The organism is Sphaerisporangium sp. NPDC088356, assembly GCF_040685555.1.
Lineage (GTDB): Bacteria > Actinomycetota > Actinomycetes > Streptosporangiales > Streptosporangiaceae > Sphaerisporangium.
In genome coordinates this window covers 24,743-42,126 of record NZ_JBFBIK010000056.1, presented here as the reverse complement: position 1 = coordinate 42,126, position 17,384 = coordinate 24,743, and the positions used below count along the sequence as shown (strand labels likewise).

The 17,384-nt window shown below is 66.6% G+C and carries 16 protein-coding genes; 5 read left to right on the top strand and 11 right to left on the bottom strand.

What is annotated here, in order from left to right:
- Nucleotides 1-178: 178 nt before the first annotated feature.
- A complete protein-coding gene (locus AB0O34_RS21240) occupies nt 179-1,159 on the bottom strand; it encodes a hypothetical protein (protein ID WP_363917763.1) in 981 nt (326 codons plus the stop codon).
- A 633-nt stretch (nt 1,160-1,792) separates the two neighbouring features.
- Here AB0O34_RS21240 and AB0O34_RS21235 point away from each other — a divergent pair.
- A complete protein-coding gene (locus AB0O34_RS21235) occupies nt 1,793-2,680 on the top strand; it encodes a hypothetical protein (protein ID WP_363917761.1) in 888 nt (295 codons plus the stop codon).
- 81 nt (nt 2,681-2,761) lie between these two features.
- Here AB0O34_RS21235 and AB0O34_RS21230 read toward each other — a convergent pair whose 3' ends face one another.
- The 3 genes from AB0O34_RS21230 to AB0O34_RS21220 form a co-directional block, all read right to left on the bottom strand.
- Nucleotides 2,762-2,992, bottom strand: coding sequence for a DUF397 domain-containing protein (locus AB0O34_RS21230; RefSeq protein WP_363917759.1), 231 nt, complete (start codon nt 2,990-2,992; stop codon nt 2,762-2,764).
- Nucleotides 2,993-3,060: 68 nt separating this feature from the next.
- Nucleotides 3,061-3,288 (bottom strand): DUF397 domain-containing protein, encoded by a 228-nt coding sequence (locus AB0O34_RS21225; protein WP_363917757.1) that lies wholly within the window; start codon nt 3,286-3,288, stop codon nt 3,061-3,063.
- Nucleotides 3,279-4,106 (bottom strand): helix-turn-helix transcriptional regulator, encoded by an 828-nt coding sequence (locus AB0O34_RS21220; RefSeq protein WP_363917755.1) that lies wholly within the window; start codon nt 4,104-4,106, stop codon nt 3,279-3,281. Before AB0O34_RS21220 ends, AB0O34_RS21225 begins: the two co-directional genes overlap by 10 nt.
- Nucleotides 4,107-4,244: 138 nt before the next feature.
- Here AB0O34_RS21220 and AB0O34_RS21215 point away from each other — a divergent pair, with 138 nt between their 5' ends.
- A complete protein-coding gene (locus AB0O34_RS21215; protein WP_363917753.1) occupies nt 4,245-4,679 on the top strand; it encodes an ATP-binding protein in 435 nt (144 codons plus the stop codon).
- Between the two features lie 398 nt (nt 4,680-5,077).
- Nucleotides 5,078-6,520 (top strand): HAMP domain-containing sensor histidine kinase, encoded by a 1,443-nt coding sequence (locus AB0O34_RS21210; RefSeq protein ID WP_363917751.1) that lies wholly within the window; start codon nt 5,078-5,080, stop codon nt 6,518-6,520.
- A gap of 52 nt (nt 6,521-6,572) precedes the next feature.
- Here AB0O34_RS21210 and AB0O34_RS21205 read toward each other — a convergent pair whose 3' ends face one another.
- The 3 genes from AB0O34_RS21205 to AB0O34_RS21195 form a co-directional block, all read right to left on the bottom strand.
- Complete coding sequence (locus tag AB0O34_RS21205; protein WP_363917749.1) at nt 6,573-7,607, bottom strand: cupin domain-containing protein; 1,035 nt, start codon at nt 7,605-7,607, stop codon at nt 6,573-6,575.
- A gap of 124 nt (nt 7,608-7,731) precedes the next feature.
- Entirely contained in the window at nt 7,732-8,592 is an 861-nt protein-coding gene (locus AB0O34_RS21200) for a class F sortase (protein WP_363917747.1), read from the bottom strand.
- On the bottom strand, nt 8,589-9,920 hold the full coding sequence (locus tag AB0O34_RS21195) for a hypothetical protein (RefSeq protein WP_363917745.1): 1,332 nt from the start codon (nt 9,918-9,920) through the stop codon (nt 8,589-8,591). The genes AB0O34_RS21200 and AB0O34_RS21195 overlap by 4 nt, the downstream gene beginning before the upstream one ends.
- A 274-nt stretch (nt 9,921-10,194) precedes the next feature.
- Here AB0O34_RS21195 and AB0O34_RS21190 point away from each other — a divergent pair, with 274 nt between their 5' ends.
- A complete protein-coding gene (locus AB0O34_RS21190) occupies nt 10,195-11,340 on the top strand; it encodes an acyl-CoA dehydrogenase family protein (protein WP_363917743.1) in 1,146 nt (381 codons plus the stop codon).
- 223 nt (nt 11,341-11,563) lie between these two features.
- Nucleotides 11,564-11,728, top strand: coding sequence for a hypothetical protein (locus AB0O34_RS21185; RefSeq protein ID WP_363917741.1), 165 nt, complete (start codon nt 11,564-11,566; stop codon nt 11,726-11,728).
- A 55-nt stretch (nt 11,729-11,783) separates the two neighbouring features.
- Here AB0O34_RS21185 and AB0O34_RS21180 read toward each other — a convergent pair whose 3' ends face one another.
- The 4 genes from AB0O34_RS21180 to AB0O34_RS21165 form a co-directional block, all read right to left on the bottom strand.
- The gene (locus AB0O34_RS21180; RefSeq protein ID WP_363917739.1) at nt 11,784-12,560 is read right to left on the bottom strand and encodes an alpha/beta hydrolase; all 777 of its coding nucleotides are present in this window, start codon (nt 12,558-12,560) and stop codon (nt 11,784-11,786) included.
- Nucleotides 12,561-12,775: 215 nt separating this feature from the next.
- The gene (locus tag AB0O34_RS21175) at nt 12,776-15,004 is read right to left on the bottom strand and encodes a SpoIIE family protein phosphatase (protein ID WP_363917737.1); all 2,229 of its coding nucleotides are present in this window, start codon (nt 15,002-15,004) and stop codon (nt 12,776-12,778) included.
- Nucleotides 15,005-15,172: 168 nt separating this feature from the next.
- The gene (locus tag AB0O34_RS21170; protein ID WP_363917735.1) at nt 15,173-15,877 is read right to left on the bottom strand and encodes a metal-dependent transcriptional regulator; all 705 of its coding nucleotides are present in this window, start codon (nt 15,875-15,877) and stop codon (nt 15,173-15,175) included.
- Between the two features lie 247 nt (nt 15,878-16,124).
- The gene (locus tag AB0O34_RS21165; protein ID WP_363917733.1) at nt 16,125-17,381 is read right to left on the bottom strand and encodes an MFS transporter; all 1,257 of its coding nucleotides are present in this window, start codon (nt 17,379-17,381) and stop codon (nt 16,125-16,127) included.
- Nucleotides 17,382-17,384: the final 3 nt, after the last annotated feature.

Here is a 17,384-nt window from a genome sequence, read left to right as displayed (position 1 = left end):
CTGGGGGTACCCGGGCTGGGGGTACCCGGGCTGGGGGTACCCGGGCTGGGGGTACCCGGGCTGGGGGTACTGGTAGTAGACCGGCTGCATGTACGGCTGGCCGTGCACAGGCTGTGGATATCCGTCATGGCCCTCGGAAGGCGGATATTCGGGCGGCATCGTCACCCTGGACCCCCGATCAGCCCCGGTTCGGACGCCGGCGGCGCATCATGAGCCCGCCCACTCCGGCCCCGAACACCAGAACCGTCCCGACCAGCACGAACGTACGCCCATCAGGCCCCGCGTCCCCACCACCACCGGTAGCCGCGCCACCACCAGGCTTCTTGGTCACCTGCTGCGACGGCTTGTTGGTCACCGTCTCGTAGACGGTGTGAGTCGGCTTGGGAGTCGTTCTAGTGGGGGTCGGCGTCACCGTTGGCGTCGGGGAAGTCGAGTCCGTCTCATCGGGTGTGGTGGGCGCGGTCTTCACAACCAAAGTCACCTTCGCAGGCGCACCACCCGGGGTCGGCAGCGTGCAGGTGTACCAAGCGGGCGCCACGGTTGTACCGGTTCCCGTGCCAGTGGGTCCCACCTTCACGACAATGGTCTGTGCCTCAAGCCCCACGGTGCCCGTGGCCGTGGGAACGACCGTCACGATGCCTGCCTGGGAAGGAAGCGGCAGCGGGGCTCCGGATGACAGACCCGTACTCGGAGAGACGGAGGCTGATGCGGTCGCCGTCGCCGTGGAGCTGGGAAGTGGCGAATTGAACCCAGGCGAGGCGACTACTTCGCCCTCGACCCAGATGTAGTCCGACGGTGAAACACTGGCCGTCGCGGTCAATGAAGGACCAGCCGCAGGCTGTGAGATCTTGAGCGTGGCGGTGACGGTCTGGTTCGGAGTAGGCGTGATATTCGAGACCGTCAAGTCAACGACGAATGATTGAGTGACGCCCGCGCCCGTAGTCGCCGTTCCTGGTCTGCAGGTATAGGTGACGGTCTGCGGGGTGGCGAACGCAGCCATGCGAGGGATACCGATAAGAAAGATGCCCGCGCTGAGGACTCCGGCTGCGGCTGCCTGGGCGGCGATGCGACGGCGTGCCTGCGACTTCAGCACGTATATCTCCATTTCAGCGGCGTTGACCGGTTTGCCAGGCGTATCAGGATCCCAGGCTGTGGTCACAGTTCAGTAGAGATCCTACGGAGGCTTCATCCCGGCTCGCTGTGGTTTGAGGGTTCCCGTCACCTCTTGGAGACATAACCGCAGGTCAGTGACATACAGATCGGCTAACTTAATTTGTCAGATCCGTTGGCCGCCGCTCGCCGACGATCGCTCTGCGTATACGCCGGTGTGGTCCCAGTAGCCTAGCGTCCGATTTCATGCCCTGGACAGTGACTCATCGCAACGTTCCGAGCCCGTTCTCCGGCCCGCGAATACGCCCATACAAGGACAGAGCCACCTCGGGCTGTACGTGCCCCGCCTCCCTCTCGGATCGCCACCGGACGCTCATCGATGGAGACCACGCGTGCGGACGTGCAGGAGGGCGCCTTTACCTCGCCTTAAAGGACGGCTACCGCGCTGTTAGGGACGGGCACGGGACTGTTGCGGCACCCCAATCCCCTCGGGAAGGTTGCCCACTTGTACCGCTCTGTCGAAGAACAGACGTCTTTCACGCGTACCCCGCAAGGCCGCACACGGCGCAGATTGTCCACCACCGTCGCAGCGGTGGGCCTGCTCGTGCCGCTGTTGTCAGCCGTCAGTGCGCCGGCCGCCCAGGCGGCAAGCTCCAAATTCTGCGATGGTGGCGGCTACGCAGTGCTCGGTAAGAACGGAACCGACAAGCGGTTCAGGGACACGGTTCCCGCACCGGCCGGTCGGTTCCTGGTGCAGGGCAAGTACACCCAGTTCGAGATCGACCCGGCTACCTTCGCGATCTACAACTACGCCTACACCGGAGCCTCCAACCCGGGGGACATGACCGGCGGCCACCCCACCCCCGTGTACGCCGGCAAGGTTCCCGATCACCGTGGCCTCATGCTGACCAGCGCCATCAGCCTGGAGCTCAAGGACGACTCCATGGCGATCTCGCGCACCGGCACCGGTGGCCTGAGCATGAAGATCCAGGCCAAGGACTGCGCCCAGGGCGGGATCTTCCAGATGGAGCCGAGCCGCGGCGACGGTACACGTACCCGCATCGTCCACGAGCTCGCCGCCAACGCGTTCTACTATGACAACCCGAACTTCCGGGCGCACCTCGGGGAGTTTCTCGGCTCCGAGTGCCAGAACGTTCAAACCGGGCCAGCCTCGACCTACTGCGTACAGGTCACTCCCCGGGTCAACATCTCCAGCGACACCGCACCGAAGCTGATCCTCCGCGACAGCGCCCAGGTCGCCACCCGGGTGCGGCAGACGTCCTGCGGGCCGGACTTCACCAACAGCCTCGGCCTTTCCGAGACGCGGGATCACTGCGGCGCTATGAGCATCTGGGACGTCGCCAGCGGCGGCCGGATGGGCATGGTCACCGGCGAGGACGGCACCGAAGTGGCCAACCCGCCCACGAACTGCACCACCGACTGCCAGGCCGAGAACCAGGTCAAGGGCCGGCTCGCCAACCTCGGCTTCCCTGCCCCGGTGCCGGCGGACAGCCGCCTTGCTCCGCGTACGTCCACCGACGGGCTCTCCGACCCGCTCACCAACCCATAACGCTCGCCGGAATGATTCGAGCCGCCCGGACCGGGCGGCTCGAACGCCGACGTCTGGCCGCCAAAGCTCCCGCGATACTACTTACGATTCGAACTCGCTGGCCTTGACGCCATCCAGGAAGACATCCCACTCGGCAGGAGTGAAGAACAGCTTGGGGCCATCCGGATCCTTCGAGTCACGCACGGCGATCACGTCGGCGTGCCCGAAGTCATGGCCGAGCTCATCCGTGCGACCCGACAGCTCAGCCACTTCAACGCAGTTGCCGCCGTTGTTTCCGCTGAAGCTCGACTTCCGCCACTGCACCGTGCGCATGTCCGTCTGCCCCCAGCCGTTCTCCCGTGAGATCTGTCCACCTGCACAAGCGGTCCGGATCGGTCACCCTAGCCGCGGTCGAACTCGTTGGCCTTCACTCCGTTGACGAAGGCATCCCACTCGGCGGAGGTGAAGAACAGCTTGGGGCCGTCCGGGTTCTTGGAGTCACGTACGGCGATCAGCTCAGTGTCGTCGGGGCTATCTGTGACACCCGCGAGCTCCGCGACCTCAACGCAGTTTCCACCGTTGCTTCCCGTATAGCTGGACTTTCGCCACGTAGCGTTACTCAGGTCCATCGTTCCTCTGCCGTTCTCTTGATGAGATCTATCGACATGCGCAGTGGCAGCGCCTCGATGCGGATGGCCTCGAATCTCTCTACGACTGCCGCCAGGTCGTCGCGTTCAGTAGTGACCAGTCCACGTACTGCGGTTTCCAAATAAGCTATCTCGCTCGCGCCTTCGAGGGTAGCGATTATGAATCCCGCCTCCAGGCCCGCCCGCATGCCACCAAGAGGCACCACTTGGACACTGACGCGTGACGTGATGATCGAGGCAAGGTGTTCTAGCTGCTGGCGCATGATCTCTGGAGTTCCGATCAGCCGATGCAACACGGCCTCATCGATCACGCAGCGCAGCAGAGGGGACGGAGGATCTGTGCGAGTGAGCATTTCCTGGCGTTCCATACGAGCCTGCACGGCAGATTGGTCTCCGTACAGCACTTCCGAGGCGTACTCAGGAGTTTGCAGCAGACCCGGGATCAAGATCGGTTCGTAAGCACGGAGCACCGTCGCGGCCTGCTCTTTGTCACGCCACTTTCCGAACCAAGAGGGAAAGACCTGGCCGCGTCTCCAGTCGAGTAGGCGGTGGAGGGCGCCGCCGGTGCCGAGGGTGGTGTCGCAGGACTGGGCGAACTCGGGGCTGGCAGGGAGTTGGCCGGTCTCGACGCCGCTGATGAGCCCCTCGCTGAAGTGGATCTTCTGGGCTAGCTGCGCCTGTGTGAGGCCTGCCGCCTGCCGGTAGTGGCGGAGCTCTCTACCCCAAATGGCCTGAGGTGTGAACTGATCGACCATGGTGCCCCAATCGCCGAGGTTCAACGGACACAGCCTGACGTTCAAAGCTGCTTATTAGCAACCGTTCGCCTACCGAGCGTAGCCCTATCTCGACACCCTTGACATGCGAAATACGCAGCAGGGAGAGAGATCATGACTGGGACGATGGGGACTCACGTAACGCCATCCGAATACCACCGTGGGATGAACGATCGCGCCGCTCTACTGGGGCAGAAGTGGATACCGCGCGACCTGAAATGCGTCGCGTCCGCTCGTCGCTTCGTACGGGACGTCGCCGCCGACTGGAAGGCGGCCCACGACGTGCCGGATATCGCGGAACTGCTCGCCTCGGAGGTCGTCACCAACGCGCTGACTCACGGAACGATGACGATTCCCGCCGCGAGCACCGTACGAATCGCCGTCGGCCGTGACGGACGGCTGATGACCGTGGACGTGTACGACTCCTGCATGGCCATTCCGCATATGCGAAGCGCCGATTCCTTGGAGACGACCGGCAGAGGGCTGGCGATCGTCGAAACCCTGTCCCACAAGTGGGGCTGGAACCTCCACCCCCACGGCAAGTCGGTATGGTTCCAGCTCGCCGCGTGGCCCGAGAGAGCCGCGTGGCCCGAGAGATAGGCCGAATCCGCTCAACGAGCGGTCGCGCGTTCCCTGACCGCCGCCGGCATCAGGTGCCTCAGCAGGAACTGCCACCGCTCCCACCTGCGAGTTTACGAAGATCTCACCATGGGAAACGTGGGTACTCCCTTTACTTGAATCATTCAACTTTGGTGCTAGCGTGAGCGCATGGCAGACGTTGCCCGACTTTCCCCGGCTTGGCTTGCGGTGGCTCCGGCTCCGCCGGCCGCTAGGCGTCGCGCCGTGCCCCCACCGGCGCGCACAGAGCCATGATCACCGAACTACGCCTCGTGGAAGATCTCGGCCTGTAGTCGTTCAGCGGCGTCTCGGTCGGATTCCCGCCTCTACATCACTCTGAGATCGGGAGCGATGTTTGCCGTGCACCGGGCGAGGACCAGTTGCCGATCACACGCTTTCAGGAGGAAGGAAAGATGCCACATTCGCTGCGTCCGCGCTCGATTCGGGCGCGCTACACGTTCGCTGCGACAGTGGCGTCGCTGGTCTTTCTGACGATAATCGGCGGAGTCGTTGGCATCATCGTCCGGTACAAGGTCCAGGCCCGTGTCTACGCCGAAACCCAGCGGGTCGCCGCCGAGTGGATATCGGGAATGACGTACGGCGATGTGTCACGAACGGTGCCCAAGAGCCATGTCGACCTCCTTCAAGTGGTGGACGTCCACGGCCGGGTCTTGGGCTCCAGCGCGCCTATGTCCGGCAAGCCGCCACTGAGCACGCTTCGCCCCCCTGTCGACGACCGGATCGTACATCTGACCGAGTGCTCCTCAGCCGGCAAGTGCGTCCTGCTCACGGCCATCCGGCTCTCCCCCGCCGAGGCCGGGCGGCTCCGGCTCCCCGATTCCCCAGTGGTCTACGCCGGAATGAGCCAGCCGTCGATCCTGGCCACCCACCGCCTCGAACTGTTCATCTCGGCCGCGATCGCGCTGCTCGCCGCCCTCATAGCGTGGACGACCTGGTGGGCGGTGGGCCGCACTCTGCGCCCAGTGGAAGCGATCCGCACGAGAACGGCCGAGATCACGCTGAGCGACCTGAGCCTCAGGCTCCCCCAGCCTCCCGGCGACGACGAGATCGCGCAACTCGCCCGCACTTCCAACCAAACCCTCGCCCGGCTCGAAGCAGCCGTGGATCAGCAACGCAACTTCGCCTCCGTTGTCTCCCATGAGCTCAGAAACCCCGTCGCCGGCCTGCACACGCAACTTGAGGAAGCACTGCTGTACCCGGGCGACGTGGATGCTCACGGCACGATTCAAGCCGCGCTGTCCACCACCGGCAGACTCCAGGCGATCATCGACGATCTGCTGGCACTCGCCCGTCTACGGACCGCCGTCCCCGAAGCACCCGTGCCTGTCGACCTCGGCGCGCTAGTGGAGACGGAGGTGGCGGCGAGAGTCCGTGGTGTGCCTGTGCGAGCCCACATCAGCGGTGAGGTGAAGGTTCTCGGCAACGAGCTTCAGTTGATCAGAACGCTGAACAACCTGCTGGTCAACGCGCAGCGGCATGCCGAGGCCGCCGTCGAGATCACCGTAGAACGCTCGGACGGCCAAGCCATTGTAACCGTGATGGACGACGGTGACGGCATCGCACCGGAGGATCGCGAGCTCGTCTTCGAACCTTTCGTCCGCCTGAGGGAAGGACACCGTCGCGACCCCGGAGGCAGCGGGCTCGGCCTTGCCATCTGCCGCGCGATCATCAGCGCTCACTGCGGAAGCCTTCGGATCGAAGACTCGCCAAGAGGCGCCCAGTTCGTGATTCGGCTTCCGCTGATGGATGGCGACCGCTACGGGACCATGCGGATCGCGACGCTAAAGCAGGAGACTGTCTGAACATCGTTGTGGACGACCTTTCCGGGCCGAGCCGGGCGGCCGGACGCCTGGTTCACCTGGCGGAGACGCTGGCCAGCGAATTGGCGGGGGAGATGTCATAGCTGATTTCGAGTGCCTTGGCCGCCTGTTCCTTGCTCATGAAGCGAATGTCCAAAGTCCGCAGGTAGGTATGGAGACCGGCGTCCTGGATGGGAATCAGGTGAGCGTCGGCGCCGGACTCGTTGTGGTGGGAATGCCACCGCCCTGGCGGGGTGATGAACGCCGCCCCCGGCTCCCAGTCGATGCGCTCGGTGTTGACCAGCCGTTCGCCGCTTTCGTCGAGGTCACCGAGCATCGTGTAGCAGCCGGGTCGGCAGTCGAGGATCAGGTCGAGGGCGACGGACTGGTGCCGGTGCGGGGGTTGCAGACTGTCCTTGGGAAGGATGCCGTACATCGCCCACAGAACGTGCGTGATGGTCAGGGTCTGGTCGAAGGCTTTGTTCGCGAGCAGGACGCTGACGCGGCTGCGGCTGGCGGCCTCCGGGTCGGCGGCCACCTCCGCAAGGGCACGCTGCGTATCCTGGCGGGCATAGCGGGTCGGCTCGAAGCGGCGCGCACTAGCCTCGGCGCCCAGGTAGCGCAGCAGCGGCTCGTCATGCACCCAGTACAGGATGCTGTCGTCGTACGCCATGTGCTCATGACCGCAGCCGGCGGGCAGGGTCAGGAAGTCGCCCTCTTCCCAAGGCATCATGCTGCCGTCGACGTTCGTCTCCCCACGGCCCGACAACACATAGAACAGCTGGGAGCTGGCGTTGACGTCCGTGCGGAGGCGATCACCGGAGCAGATGCGCACGAAGTTGGCGCACAGGGCGGGCGAGGTGGCCGGACTCGAGACGCGGAGGTGGCGGGAGACATCGAGGGGCACGACGCGGCTGGGACCGCTGGAGTAGAGCTCGGCTCCGAACCGCTGCGCGGGGATCTGGCTGATCACGCCCTTGGCGATGGGATTGGCGGCCCGCGTGTACTCGAAGTAGACGGCGTTCGCCGCCCACGGGTCGTCCTCGGCGCCACCGACGGCAAGCGCATTCTGAAAATAGCCGTTGCGCATGTGTCCCCCTGAATCACTTTTCAGCACTCGGGGACCGTTTTTTCCCTTTTCCCGGCACGGAAAACTGCCGGTACAGCCAACTCCTTCCACCTCCACGAGCAGAGGCCGAGGTACGGTTCCGGCCTCAGCCTCGGCCGGACGCCGAGAGGGTCGCGTACACGATGATGTTGTCGGTGTAGCTGTGGGCGCGGGGGTTGAACACGCCGCCACAGGTGATCAGGCGCAGGCTCGGGCTGTCGACGTGGCCGTACACGCGCTTGGTCGGGAACCGGTCCTTGCTCGCCTGCTCCGCACCGTCGACCGTGAACTGCGCCGCGGAGCCGTCCGCACGTACCACCGTGATCTTGTCTCCGCGCCTCAGCTCGCGCAGCCGGCTGAACACCGCGGGGCCACGGGTGGTGTTCACGTGTCCGAGGATCACTGCCGGGCCCATCTCGCCGGGGGCCGGGCCGAGCCGGTACCACCCCGCGAGCTTGGGCCGGCTGAGCGGCGGCACCTCGATCTCGCCGTTCTTCTCCACCCCGACAGAGCGCAGCGGCGCGTCCACGCCGATCCCCGGGATCCGGATCCTGGTGGGCGCCGACTTGCCGAGCGGCGTGACCGGCGTGGCGGCGGGGGACGGCGGTGGCGCCGTGGTCGCGGCTTCCACGAGAGGTACGCCCACTCCCCCGGGGCCCACGGTCGCCGACCCGGCCACCGCCGGATCGGTGGCTGCGTCTGCGGCGGACGAGTCCGCCGGGGAGGCGCTGGTCGTGGCGTCCACCGGAGACATCTGGGCGATCATCGGCGTCGGCTCCGTACCTGCCGCTGCGCCGGTCTCCCGCGAGGGCGAGAGGTACGCCAGCAGGCCGACCATCACGATGCCGATCCCGGCAAGCGATCCGACGGTCAGGAGTACGGGCAGCAGAGCGGCCGTCCAACGCCTGCGGACGGGAGGAGCGTCGTCACCCGTGGACGCGTGCCCGGGTGGTGGCGACCCGCTCAACCTCGGTTTCCTCGATCAGCGCTCCCGTGTACGGCCCGGCGGCGTCTCAACGCGAGACCGCCTACGACGCCGCCCAGCGCCAGCGTGGTGCCGTACCCGATCAGCAGCGGGGAGGAGGTGTCGTTCGCCGGAGCCTCACCCGTATGGGCGCCGCCCTTCGGCGTGACGCGCACCTGGGGAGTCTTGCTGGCCTTGGACGTGGCGGTGGGCTTGGCCGTCTTGGTGGCGGTAGCCGTAGCCGTAGGAGCCCCATGCCCCTGCCCCCCACCAGAAAGCACAATCACCCCCCGAGCCGAATCATCCCCATCGGTGATCTCCCCGTTCTCGTTGTTGTTTCCGCCGTTTGACCCATCGTTGCTGGGGGCGGCTACCACGTCAACGGTTACCCCATTTGTCTGGCGCTGAGGCTTGCACCTCGTCTGGAAATACTTAGGAGGGCTCGAAAGCTGGTCTGTGATCACATCGAAAGCATCGACTAGCATATGTGTGCCATCGACATTCTTGATCGTCGCTTCGTGTTCCCCATAGGGCAGCACGCGGGACGCCCACAGGACCTTCTGGTACTTCCGTCCCTGCACCTTGTTCTGGTTGTCTTCATCCAAGGAAGCGTCTCGCTGCTCCCACTCACCAGCGTTGTCGACTCTCGCCTTAACGAGGCCCATGTCGAGGTTACGCTCGGTAATGTACTTGAGTTGGGTTCCCGTGAACCAGACACGCACCAAGTCGTCTGCCTTGGCCGTCCAGGTCACATCCTGACCGGAGTCGCCGCTCCGATCGGGATTGGTATTATCCATATACTCCCAGGAGCCCTTATACCTGATCGGCTCTTTCTTAGCGTCAACAAGCACCTCATCGCCGGCCTCAGCCTTGATGATGGTCCCATCGGTATCATTTATGCGAACGGTGCTCGCAGGTGGCGTGAAGTCGATGACAAGATCCGCTGGCGTGACCGTAACCTTGCCTTCTTTGCTTACAGCAGCGGCGCCCGGGATCGCTGTCGGCAGGACTAACTCATTGCCGGCTACGAGCACGTCCTGAGTCTTGTCCCCGAGGGAGTCCAGTTTCCCTTGCAACAAGCCCGCGACCTTGACGGTGGCGGTAATGGACACCTTCCCGCCAGACGCGAAATTGGTCGGCGAGACGAGATGGGAGTCACTCAAGGTCCACGCCAGCGCGAGCGACTGCCCAACCTGCACGATCCGCGGAATCGATACCTCGACCCCGATAGTACGGGGCTTGTCCTTCGAGGTCAGACGCCCGTCTAGTTCGCAGACATAGGTGTAGAAGTAATGATCCGTGTCGGCTGCGCTAGGGGCGGTCGGGAGCATCACCACGCTCGTGCAGGCGCCGAGTACCCCCGCTGCCAGTGATCTACGAACCCTGGATCCCCACGTGTTCAAGATCGCCTCCGATCACCCCGTGGCCGTACGGCCGAAGGTAGATCGTATGACTTTCAACTCTTGTGGGGACCTTACAAATAAGCCATCCATACGCAACGTAGCTGATTTGTTACGTACACCCCAGTCTCGACACGACCGACCCGAGATGCCCCACCAACGACCAGAATTGTATTCTGTTGGGCGTACCCCAAGGAGGAAACGAATGCAGCGAGACCTCTTCGAGGAGGAGCACCTGCTCTTCCGCGAGACCGTGCGCGAGTTCATGACCCGCGAGGTCGCACCGCACCACGAGCAGTGGGAGAAGGACGGGATCGTCCCCCGCGAGGTGTGGAAGAAGGCCGGCGAGGTCGGCATGTTCGGCTTCACGGTCCCCGAGGAGTACGGCGGCGCCGGGATCAGCGACTTCCGCTACAACACGATCATCGTCGAAGAGATCATCAGGAACGGCGCGACCGGCCTCGGGTTCGGCCTGCACAACGACATCATGGCGCCGTACATGGTCGATCTCACCAACGACGAGCAGAAGCAGCGCTGGCTGCCCGGCTTCGCCTCCGGCGAGCTGATCACCGCCATCGGCATGACCGAGCCCGGCGCGGGCAGCGACCTCCAGGGCATCAGGACCACCGCCGTACGCGACGGCCACCACTACCTCGTCAACGGTCAGAAGACGTTCATCACGAACGGCATCAACGCAGACCTCGTGGTGGTCGTCGCCAAGACCGACCCCGCGGCCGGTGCTCGCGGCACCACCCTCCTGGTCGTCGAGCGGGGCATGGACGGCTTCTCCCGTGGCCGTAACCTCGAGAAGATCGGCATGCACGCGCAGGACACCGCCGAGCTGTTCTTCGAGAACGTCCGCGTCCCCGTGGCCAACCGGCTCGGCGACGAGGAGGGCCAGGGCTTCTTCCAGCTCATGAACAACCTGCCGCAGGAGCGCCTGTCGATCGCCGTGGCGGCGGTGGCGGCGGCCGAGTCGGTGCTGGAGCTCACGATCGAGTACTGCAAGACCCGTAAGGCCTTCGGCCGGAACATCGGCGCCTTCCAGAACACCCGCTTCGTCGTCGCCGAGCTGTCGACCGAGGTGGAGATCGCCCGCCACTACGTGGACAAGTGCATCCGGGCGCTCAACGCCAAGGAGCTCACGGTCGTGGACGCCGCCAAGGCGAAGTGGTGGACGACCGAACTCCAGCAGAAGGTGATCGACCGCTGCCTCCAGCTCCACGGCGGCTACGGCTACATGACCGAGTACCCCGTGGCCAAGGCATGGATGGACAGCCGGGTGCAAACCATCTACGGCGGCACCACCGAGATCATGAAGGAGATCATCGGCCGCTCCTTCGGTTTCTGACCCACCCGTACACCCAGAATCGGTCCGCCGAAAACACCTCCAGCCGGTCAACCGAGGAAACACCCCCACGCCGGTCCGCCAGAAAACGCGGCGCGCTGGCCGCACGTTCCCGCGCGCGACGGCGATCCGCCGCATACTGGTCAGCGGAGGCTCCCGAAGGCGGGAGCCCCGGGCGGGCCGGCGAGAGCGGGTTCCAGAGAGCGGGCTCCTGGAGGCGGTGGCGATGGACAACGGCGGACTGATCCTGCTGGTCTTCCTGGCGTTCCTGTTCGTCTGGGCGCTGAACCGCGTCCGCCGGACGCTGCGGTTCGGCCCGGTCGCCTACACCGGCGTCGTCATCACGTTCATCATCGTGATGCTCGCCCTCTACACCCAGACCCAGCGCTGACGCCCGGCCCCTCACGTACGCCGGCTCCACACCCGTGAGGGGCCGGGCAGAGCCGTCAGTGTGAGCTGCCCTCCAGCAGCACCCGCGCGACCAGCTCCGGGTCGTCGCTCATGGGCACATGCCCGCATCCCCTCAGCAGCTTGACCCGCTGCTCCGACCACCTGGCCGCCCGCACGGCCTGCCGGCGGAGCAGCAATCGGTCGCGCTCTCCCCACGCGATCGTGATCGGCGCCTTCGGCCGTCCGGGAGGCGCGATCCAAGAGAACGCGGCCAGCGTCTCGTCGAAGCCCACCGCGTCGCGCAGGGCCTGACCACCCGCGATCACCGCCTCGGGACTCATCCGCGAGGGGCGGGCGACGATCAACCCCACCGACAGCGCACGCCCCACCGCGGACCTCGCCAGCGCGTCCGTACGGCCAGGGGGAAGCGTCCGGGTGAGCCCGCGCATGCTCCGCAGGATCGCCCGCGCCAGGGTGGGCTCGGCGCCGGCCCAGAACCCCGCGGGCGACAGCGCGGTGGCCGACCGGACCGCGCCCCGGGCGGCCAGCGTCAGTGCGACGTACCCGCCGAGCGAGTTCCCCGCCACGTGCGGCTCACGCACCCCGAGGCGGGCGCAGAAGGACTCCACCGCGTCGGTCAGCGTCTCGGCGTTGTACGGCACGCCGGGCGGCAGCGGAGGCGAGGCGCCGAACCCGGGGAAGTCCACCGCGATGACGTCACGCGAGGCGGCGAGCAGGTCGATGACGGGCTCCCAGGCCTGCCAGTGGTGACCTATGCCGTGCAGCAACACCAGGGGCGGCCCGGAGCCGCGCCGCTCGAAGGCCAGTTCCATGCGCCCGAGTCAAGCACCCATCCCCAGCCCTGTCACTGACGCGACCATTCGGAGTCGACGACGAACCGCCGCCGGAGGTCCATTCGGAGTTTCCTGGCGGCAGGTGTCGATCGCGTCCCCGGCGGTTCGTTCAGGTGGTGAGCAGCCGGCGACGGGGAACGCCGGCAGCGGGCCGCCGTGGCCGACCCACACTGATCCGACTACGGCCCTAGTGCTCAGCGGCCCCTGGTCGGGATTTCGAACCAGACGGCCTTGCCTTCCTTGGTGGGGCGGGAGCCCCAGCGGCGGGCGAGCTGGTCGACCAGGTAGAGGCCACGGCCGCCCTCGTCGTTCTCGCCGGCGCTGCGGATGCGGGGCAGCCGGAGATCCTGGTCGAAGACCTCGACCCAGATGGACTCCTCGCCACGGCGCAGCCGCAGCGTGAACTCCTTCTCGTTGACGATTTCGTTGTCGAAGCCCGGCACATCCCAGGACTCGTCGAACGGCAGCGGCGGGCCGTCGAGCACCAGCTCCCTGCGCGGAACGCTGGCACTGGCCGCGTGGAGCACGACGTTGGTGACGACCTCGGAGACCAGCAGACAGGCCAGCTCTGAGCGCTCCTCGGGAACCCCCCAGGTGGCGAACGCCTCCGACGCCATGCGCCGGGCCTCCCCGACCATGATCGGCTGGGCGGGGAACGTGCGCTCCTCGAACTTCAGCTCCTTGCCCGCCGACCGGATCACCAGGATCGCCATGTCGTCGTCGATCTCACCGGGAACGGCCACGGTGGCGGCGTCGGCGATGCGCTCGACGGTGTCGGCCGAGGCCTTGGCGACCTTCTCGCAAAGGATGTTCAGGACCTCCTCGTCGGTCAGCGGCGCCTCGCCGGAGTCGCGCGCGGGCCGCCGGTCGACCAGGCCGTCGGTGTAGAGCAGGAGCGCGGCGCCGGCCGGCAGCACCCGGCTCTCCTCCTTGTAGACCAGGTCGGCGTGCACGCCCTTGGCGTTGACACCGAGCGGCTGGCCCACCTCGACGATGTCGAGCTCGGTCACCACGCCGTCGACGATCAGCAGGGGCGGCGAGTGCCCCGCGTTGGCGAACGACAGCTGCCGCGACCACGCGTCGTACACCAGGTATTGGCAGGTGACGATGGGCGGGGTGCTGACGTCGGTGCCGTAGTCGTCGCGCTCGGGCGCGGCGATGATGCGGGTCCACTCGTTGAGCCTGGCCAGGATGTCGGCCGGGGACTTGTCGTCCTGGGCGAAGGCGCGCAGCGCGGCCCTGAGCTGGCCCATGACCGCCGCCGCCTTGGCCCCTCTGCCCTCGACGTCGCCGATGACGATGCCGACGCGGCCCGCGGACAGGGGGATCACGTCGTACCAGTCGCCGCCGACCTGGGTCTGGATGCCCTGGCCGTGGGAGGCGAGCGGGGCGGCCGGGTAGTAGCGGACCGCGATCTCCAGACCGTCGAGCTGCGGCAGCTCGCGCGGGAGCAGGTATTTCTGGAAGGACTCGGCGGTGTGCCGCTCCTCCTCGAACAGCAGGGCGTTGTCGACCGCGATCGCGACCCTGGTGGCGATGGCGCCGACGAAGTCACGGTCGAAGGCGTCGTAGTGCGGTGAGCGCCGGTCGGTGAGGTTGGACAGGCCGAGATACATCAGGCCGAGCGTCTCGCCACGCGCGCACAGCGGCGCCACAATGGCCGAGGTCATGCCGATCTCGCCGCACAGCTTGGCGCTCTCCTCGCTGGGCGAGGGGTAGCTGGTCTGCGCGAAGTCCTCGACGATGATCGTCTCCTGGCGGCGCAGAGCGATCTCGGCGTAGTGGCCGGCCGGGTAGCGGATCTCGGAGCCGACGGGGCGCCAGGTGCCGGGCGGGGGGGTCCACCCCTGGACGTGGGTGGAGACCTTACGGACGAGCCGGTCGCCCTCGGTGAGCTCGATGAAGCAGTGGTCGGCGAACTGGGGCACCAGCATCTCGGCGACCCGGTTGAGCGTCTCCTCGACGTACAGCGAGCTGGCGAGCCGCTCGCCGATGCGCTCAAGCAGGCCGAAACGGTCTTTCTCGCGCTCGTTGCTGCGCATCGCCTCGCGAGCGGTGATCACGATGCCGGTGACCGAGCCGGAGGGGTGACGGAGGGGGACGGCCTGCGCCCGGACGTAGATGATCGTGCCGTCGGCGCGGGCGACGTCGAAGGTGCCCTCCCAGACACCGCCCTTGAGGACGTGCTTGGCCAGCTCGACGGCCAGAGGGTGGTCCTTCTCCATGATGCCTAAGGACAGAACGGTCTGCTCGACACCCGCGGGCCGGTCGGGACGGCCGAAGAGCCGCTCGGCGAACGGGTTCCAATAGAGCACGTTGCTGAAGCGGTCGGTGACGACCACGGCCATCTCAGCGTTGTCGAGAACCGACTCCGGCGTCAGATGATCGGCCGCGTCCTGCGAAAGGTCGCCCCATCGCTTCATCTGGCGGCCACCCCTCGACGGGCGTCATTCGCAAAGCGGACCACATGCGCTCCTGCAGCAGCCTCGACGGCAAGGCGGCGTCCACCCGGAGGCTCCGGGAAGGCGAAGTTGTCGAACAAGGTGAGGGATAACTCCCTACTGGGAACCAACCAAGCACGCCCTGAGTAGCTAGCGTCTGGAGACGAAGACATGCGCGGCGACATCGCGCGGGAAGTCCGCGGGAATGTTGTGCGCTTCATCGTCACCCGTCACCCGTACACCGTCGTCGCTCGCCGCGAGCGTCACCTCGCGTCCGGGTTGTATCCCAACTTGCTTGAGTTTAAGCATCACAGCGGGATCACTTTGCACTTGTTCGCTAATTCGCCGGACGACCACGGGGATATCTCTGGGCCCGGCCAGATCGGCCATGGCAGAGATCACCTCATGGACGGACTCATCGGTCTCTTTGACCCCCAGCTCGTCGAGGCCGGGGATGGGGTTGCCGTGGGGGCAGACCACGGGGTTGCCGAGCAGGCTGACCAGCCGGGTCTCCACCGACTCGGACATGACGTGCTCCCAGCGGCAGGCCTCGACGTGCACCTCTTCCCACGGGAGGCCGATGACCTGGGTGAGGAGGCACTCGGCGAGGCGGTGTTTGCGCATGACGCGGGTGGCGAGAGTGCGCCCGAGATCGGTCATGGTCAGGTGGCGGTCGCCCTCGACGCGGACGAGGCCGTCGCGCTCCATGCGAGCCACCGTCTGACTGACCGTCGGGCCGCTCTGCTGCAGCCGTTCGGCGATGCGGGCACGCAGAGGGGTGATCCCCTCTTCTTCTAGCTCGAAGATGGTGCGGAGGTACATCTCCGTGGTGTCGATCAGGCCGTGTGCGGTCAAAGCTCCTCCCCTCCAAGTATCGATGCTACGTCCGGCGCCCGGCGTTGCCGGTCGTGTCCAACAGAGGTGAGGACACACTGGCCGGGGGCACGGATTCGACGTCTGAACAGAGCTTACGCAGACCTACTGACAGAACGGCCCGAGATGGCGAATGACCGCGAGCAGCGGAAGGACGTGACTCCTTCCCAAGGATCTCACTGTTCGCGGCCGGCGTCGCGCCAGCGCCCATAACGTGATCTTTCTGATCTCACCGTCCGAGACGCCCGGCCGCCGCGTCGTACTTCCTGAAGGCCCGTACGGCGAGGCCGGCGACCAGCACGATCGCTGTGCACAACAGCCCCCCGCCGGCCCATGCGGGCACGAGCCCGAAGGCGCTCGCCGTCGTGCCCGCCCGCAGGTCCCCGAGCCGGGGCCCGCCCGCCACGACGACCATGAACACCCCCTGCATGCGCCCGCGCATCTCGTCGGGGGCGTAGGTCTGCAGGATCGTCTGCCGCCAGACGGCCGACACCAGGTCGATCGCTCCCCCGGCCGCCAGCAGCGTGACGATCAGCCACAAGGGCTGCGCGAACGCCGCCGCGGCCACCGTGAGGCCCCACAGCGCGATCACCACGGTCAGCGCCACACCCTGCCGGCGCACCCGGCCGACCCATCCGGACAGCAGGCCCGCCGCGACCGCGCCGATGGCCAGGCTGGCCGAGAGCCAGCCGAAGGCGATGGCCGAGCCTCCGAAGCGCTCGGCGGTGAGCTCCGGGTAGAGCGCCCTCGGCATCGCGAACGCCATGGCGATGATGTCGACCACGAACGACATCATCACGATCGGCTGGGTCGCGATGTAGCGGAGCCCGTCGACGACCGACCGCAGGCCCGGCCGGGAGATCTCGCCCAGAGGCTCCAGGCGCGGCAGCCGGAAGGCGGCGTAGAACCCGGCGCTGAAGAGGATCACGTCGATGAGGTAGGCCATGGCGTAGCCGGACTTGGCGAGCACGACGCCCGCCAGCAGCGGCCCGAGGACCGTCCCGACGCTGCTCACCAGGAAGTTCAGCGTGTTGGCCGCGGCCACCCGCTCGGTCGGGACGAGCCGGGGGATGATCGCGCCGCGCACCGGGGAGGTGACCGCGAACCCCGTCGACTGGACGGCGACCACGGCGAGCACCAGATAGACGTTGCCCAGCCCCGACAGGGCGTGGAGGAGCAGGGCCAGGGTGCCCGCCCAGGCGACCAGCGAGCCGGTGAGCAGCAGCCTGCGCCGGTCGACCGCGTCGGCGACGGCGCCGCCCCACAGGCCGAAGACCACCAGCGGGATGAGGTTCACCGGGCCGAGGAGACCTACCCACAGCGACGACCCGGTGATGTCGTACACCTGGGCGCTGACCGCCACCGAGGTGAGCTGGAAGCCGACGAACGAGACGCCCTGCCCCATCAGCAGCCGCCGGTACGCCGGGACGCGCAGGGGCCTGGTGTCGACGGCGACGCGCCTCAGCCCTGAGTGGACCCCCGTCATCCC

Coding starts and splice junctions, on each gene's coding strand:
- AB0O34_RS21180 (WP_363917739.1), bottom strand. CDS start 12,560: ATGGAACTGGCCTTCGAGCGGCGCGGCTCCGGGCCGCCCCTGGTGTTG.
- AB0O34_RS21225 (WP_363917757.1), bottom strand. CDS start 3,288: ATGGACCTGAGTAACGCTACGTGGCGAAAGTCCAGCTATACGGGAAGC.
- AB0O34_RS21215 (WP_363917753.1), top strand. CDS start 4,245: ATGAACGATCGCGCCGCTCTACTGGGGCAGAAGTGGATACCGCGCGAC.
- AB0O34_RS21175 (WP_363917737.1), bottom strand. CDS start 15,004: ATGAAGCGATGGGGCGACCTTTCGCAGGACGCGGCCGATCATCTGACG.
- AB0O34_RS21185 (WP_363917741.1), top strand. CDS start 11,564: ATGGACAACGGCGGACTGATCCTGCTGGTCTTCCTGGCGTTCCTGTTC.
- AB0O34_RS21165 (WP_363917733.1), bottom strand. CDS start 17,381: ATGACGGGGGTCCACTCAGGGCTGAGGCGCGTCGCCGTCGACACCAGG.
- AB0O34_RS21205 (WP_363917749.1), bottom strand. CDS start 7,607: ATGCGCAACGGCTATTTTCAGAATGCGCTTGCCGTCGGTGGCGCCGAG.
- AB0O34_RS21190 (WP_363917743.1), top strand. CDS start 10,195: ATGCAGCGAGACCTCTTCGAGGAGGAGCACCTGCTCTTCCGCGAGACC.
- AB0O34_RS21195 (WP_363917745.1), bottom strand. CDS start 9,920: ATGCTCCCGACCGCCCCTAGCGCAGCCGACACGGATCATTACTTCTAC.
- AB0O34_RS21230 (WP_363917759.1), bottom strand. CDS start 2,992: ATGCGCACGGTGCAGTGGCGGAAGTCGAGCTTCAGCGGAAACAACGGC.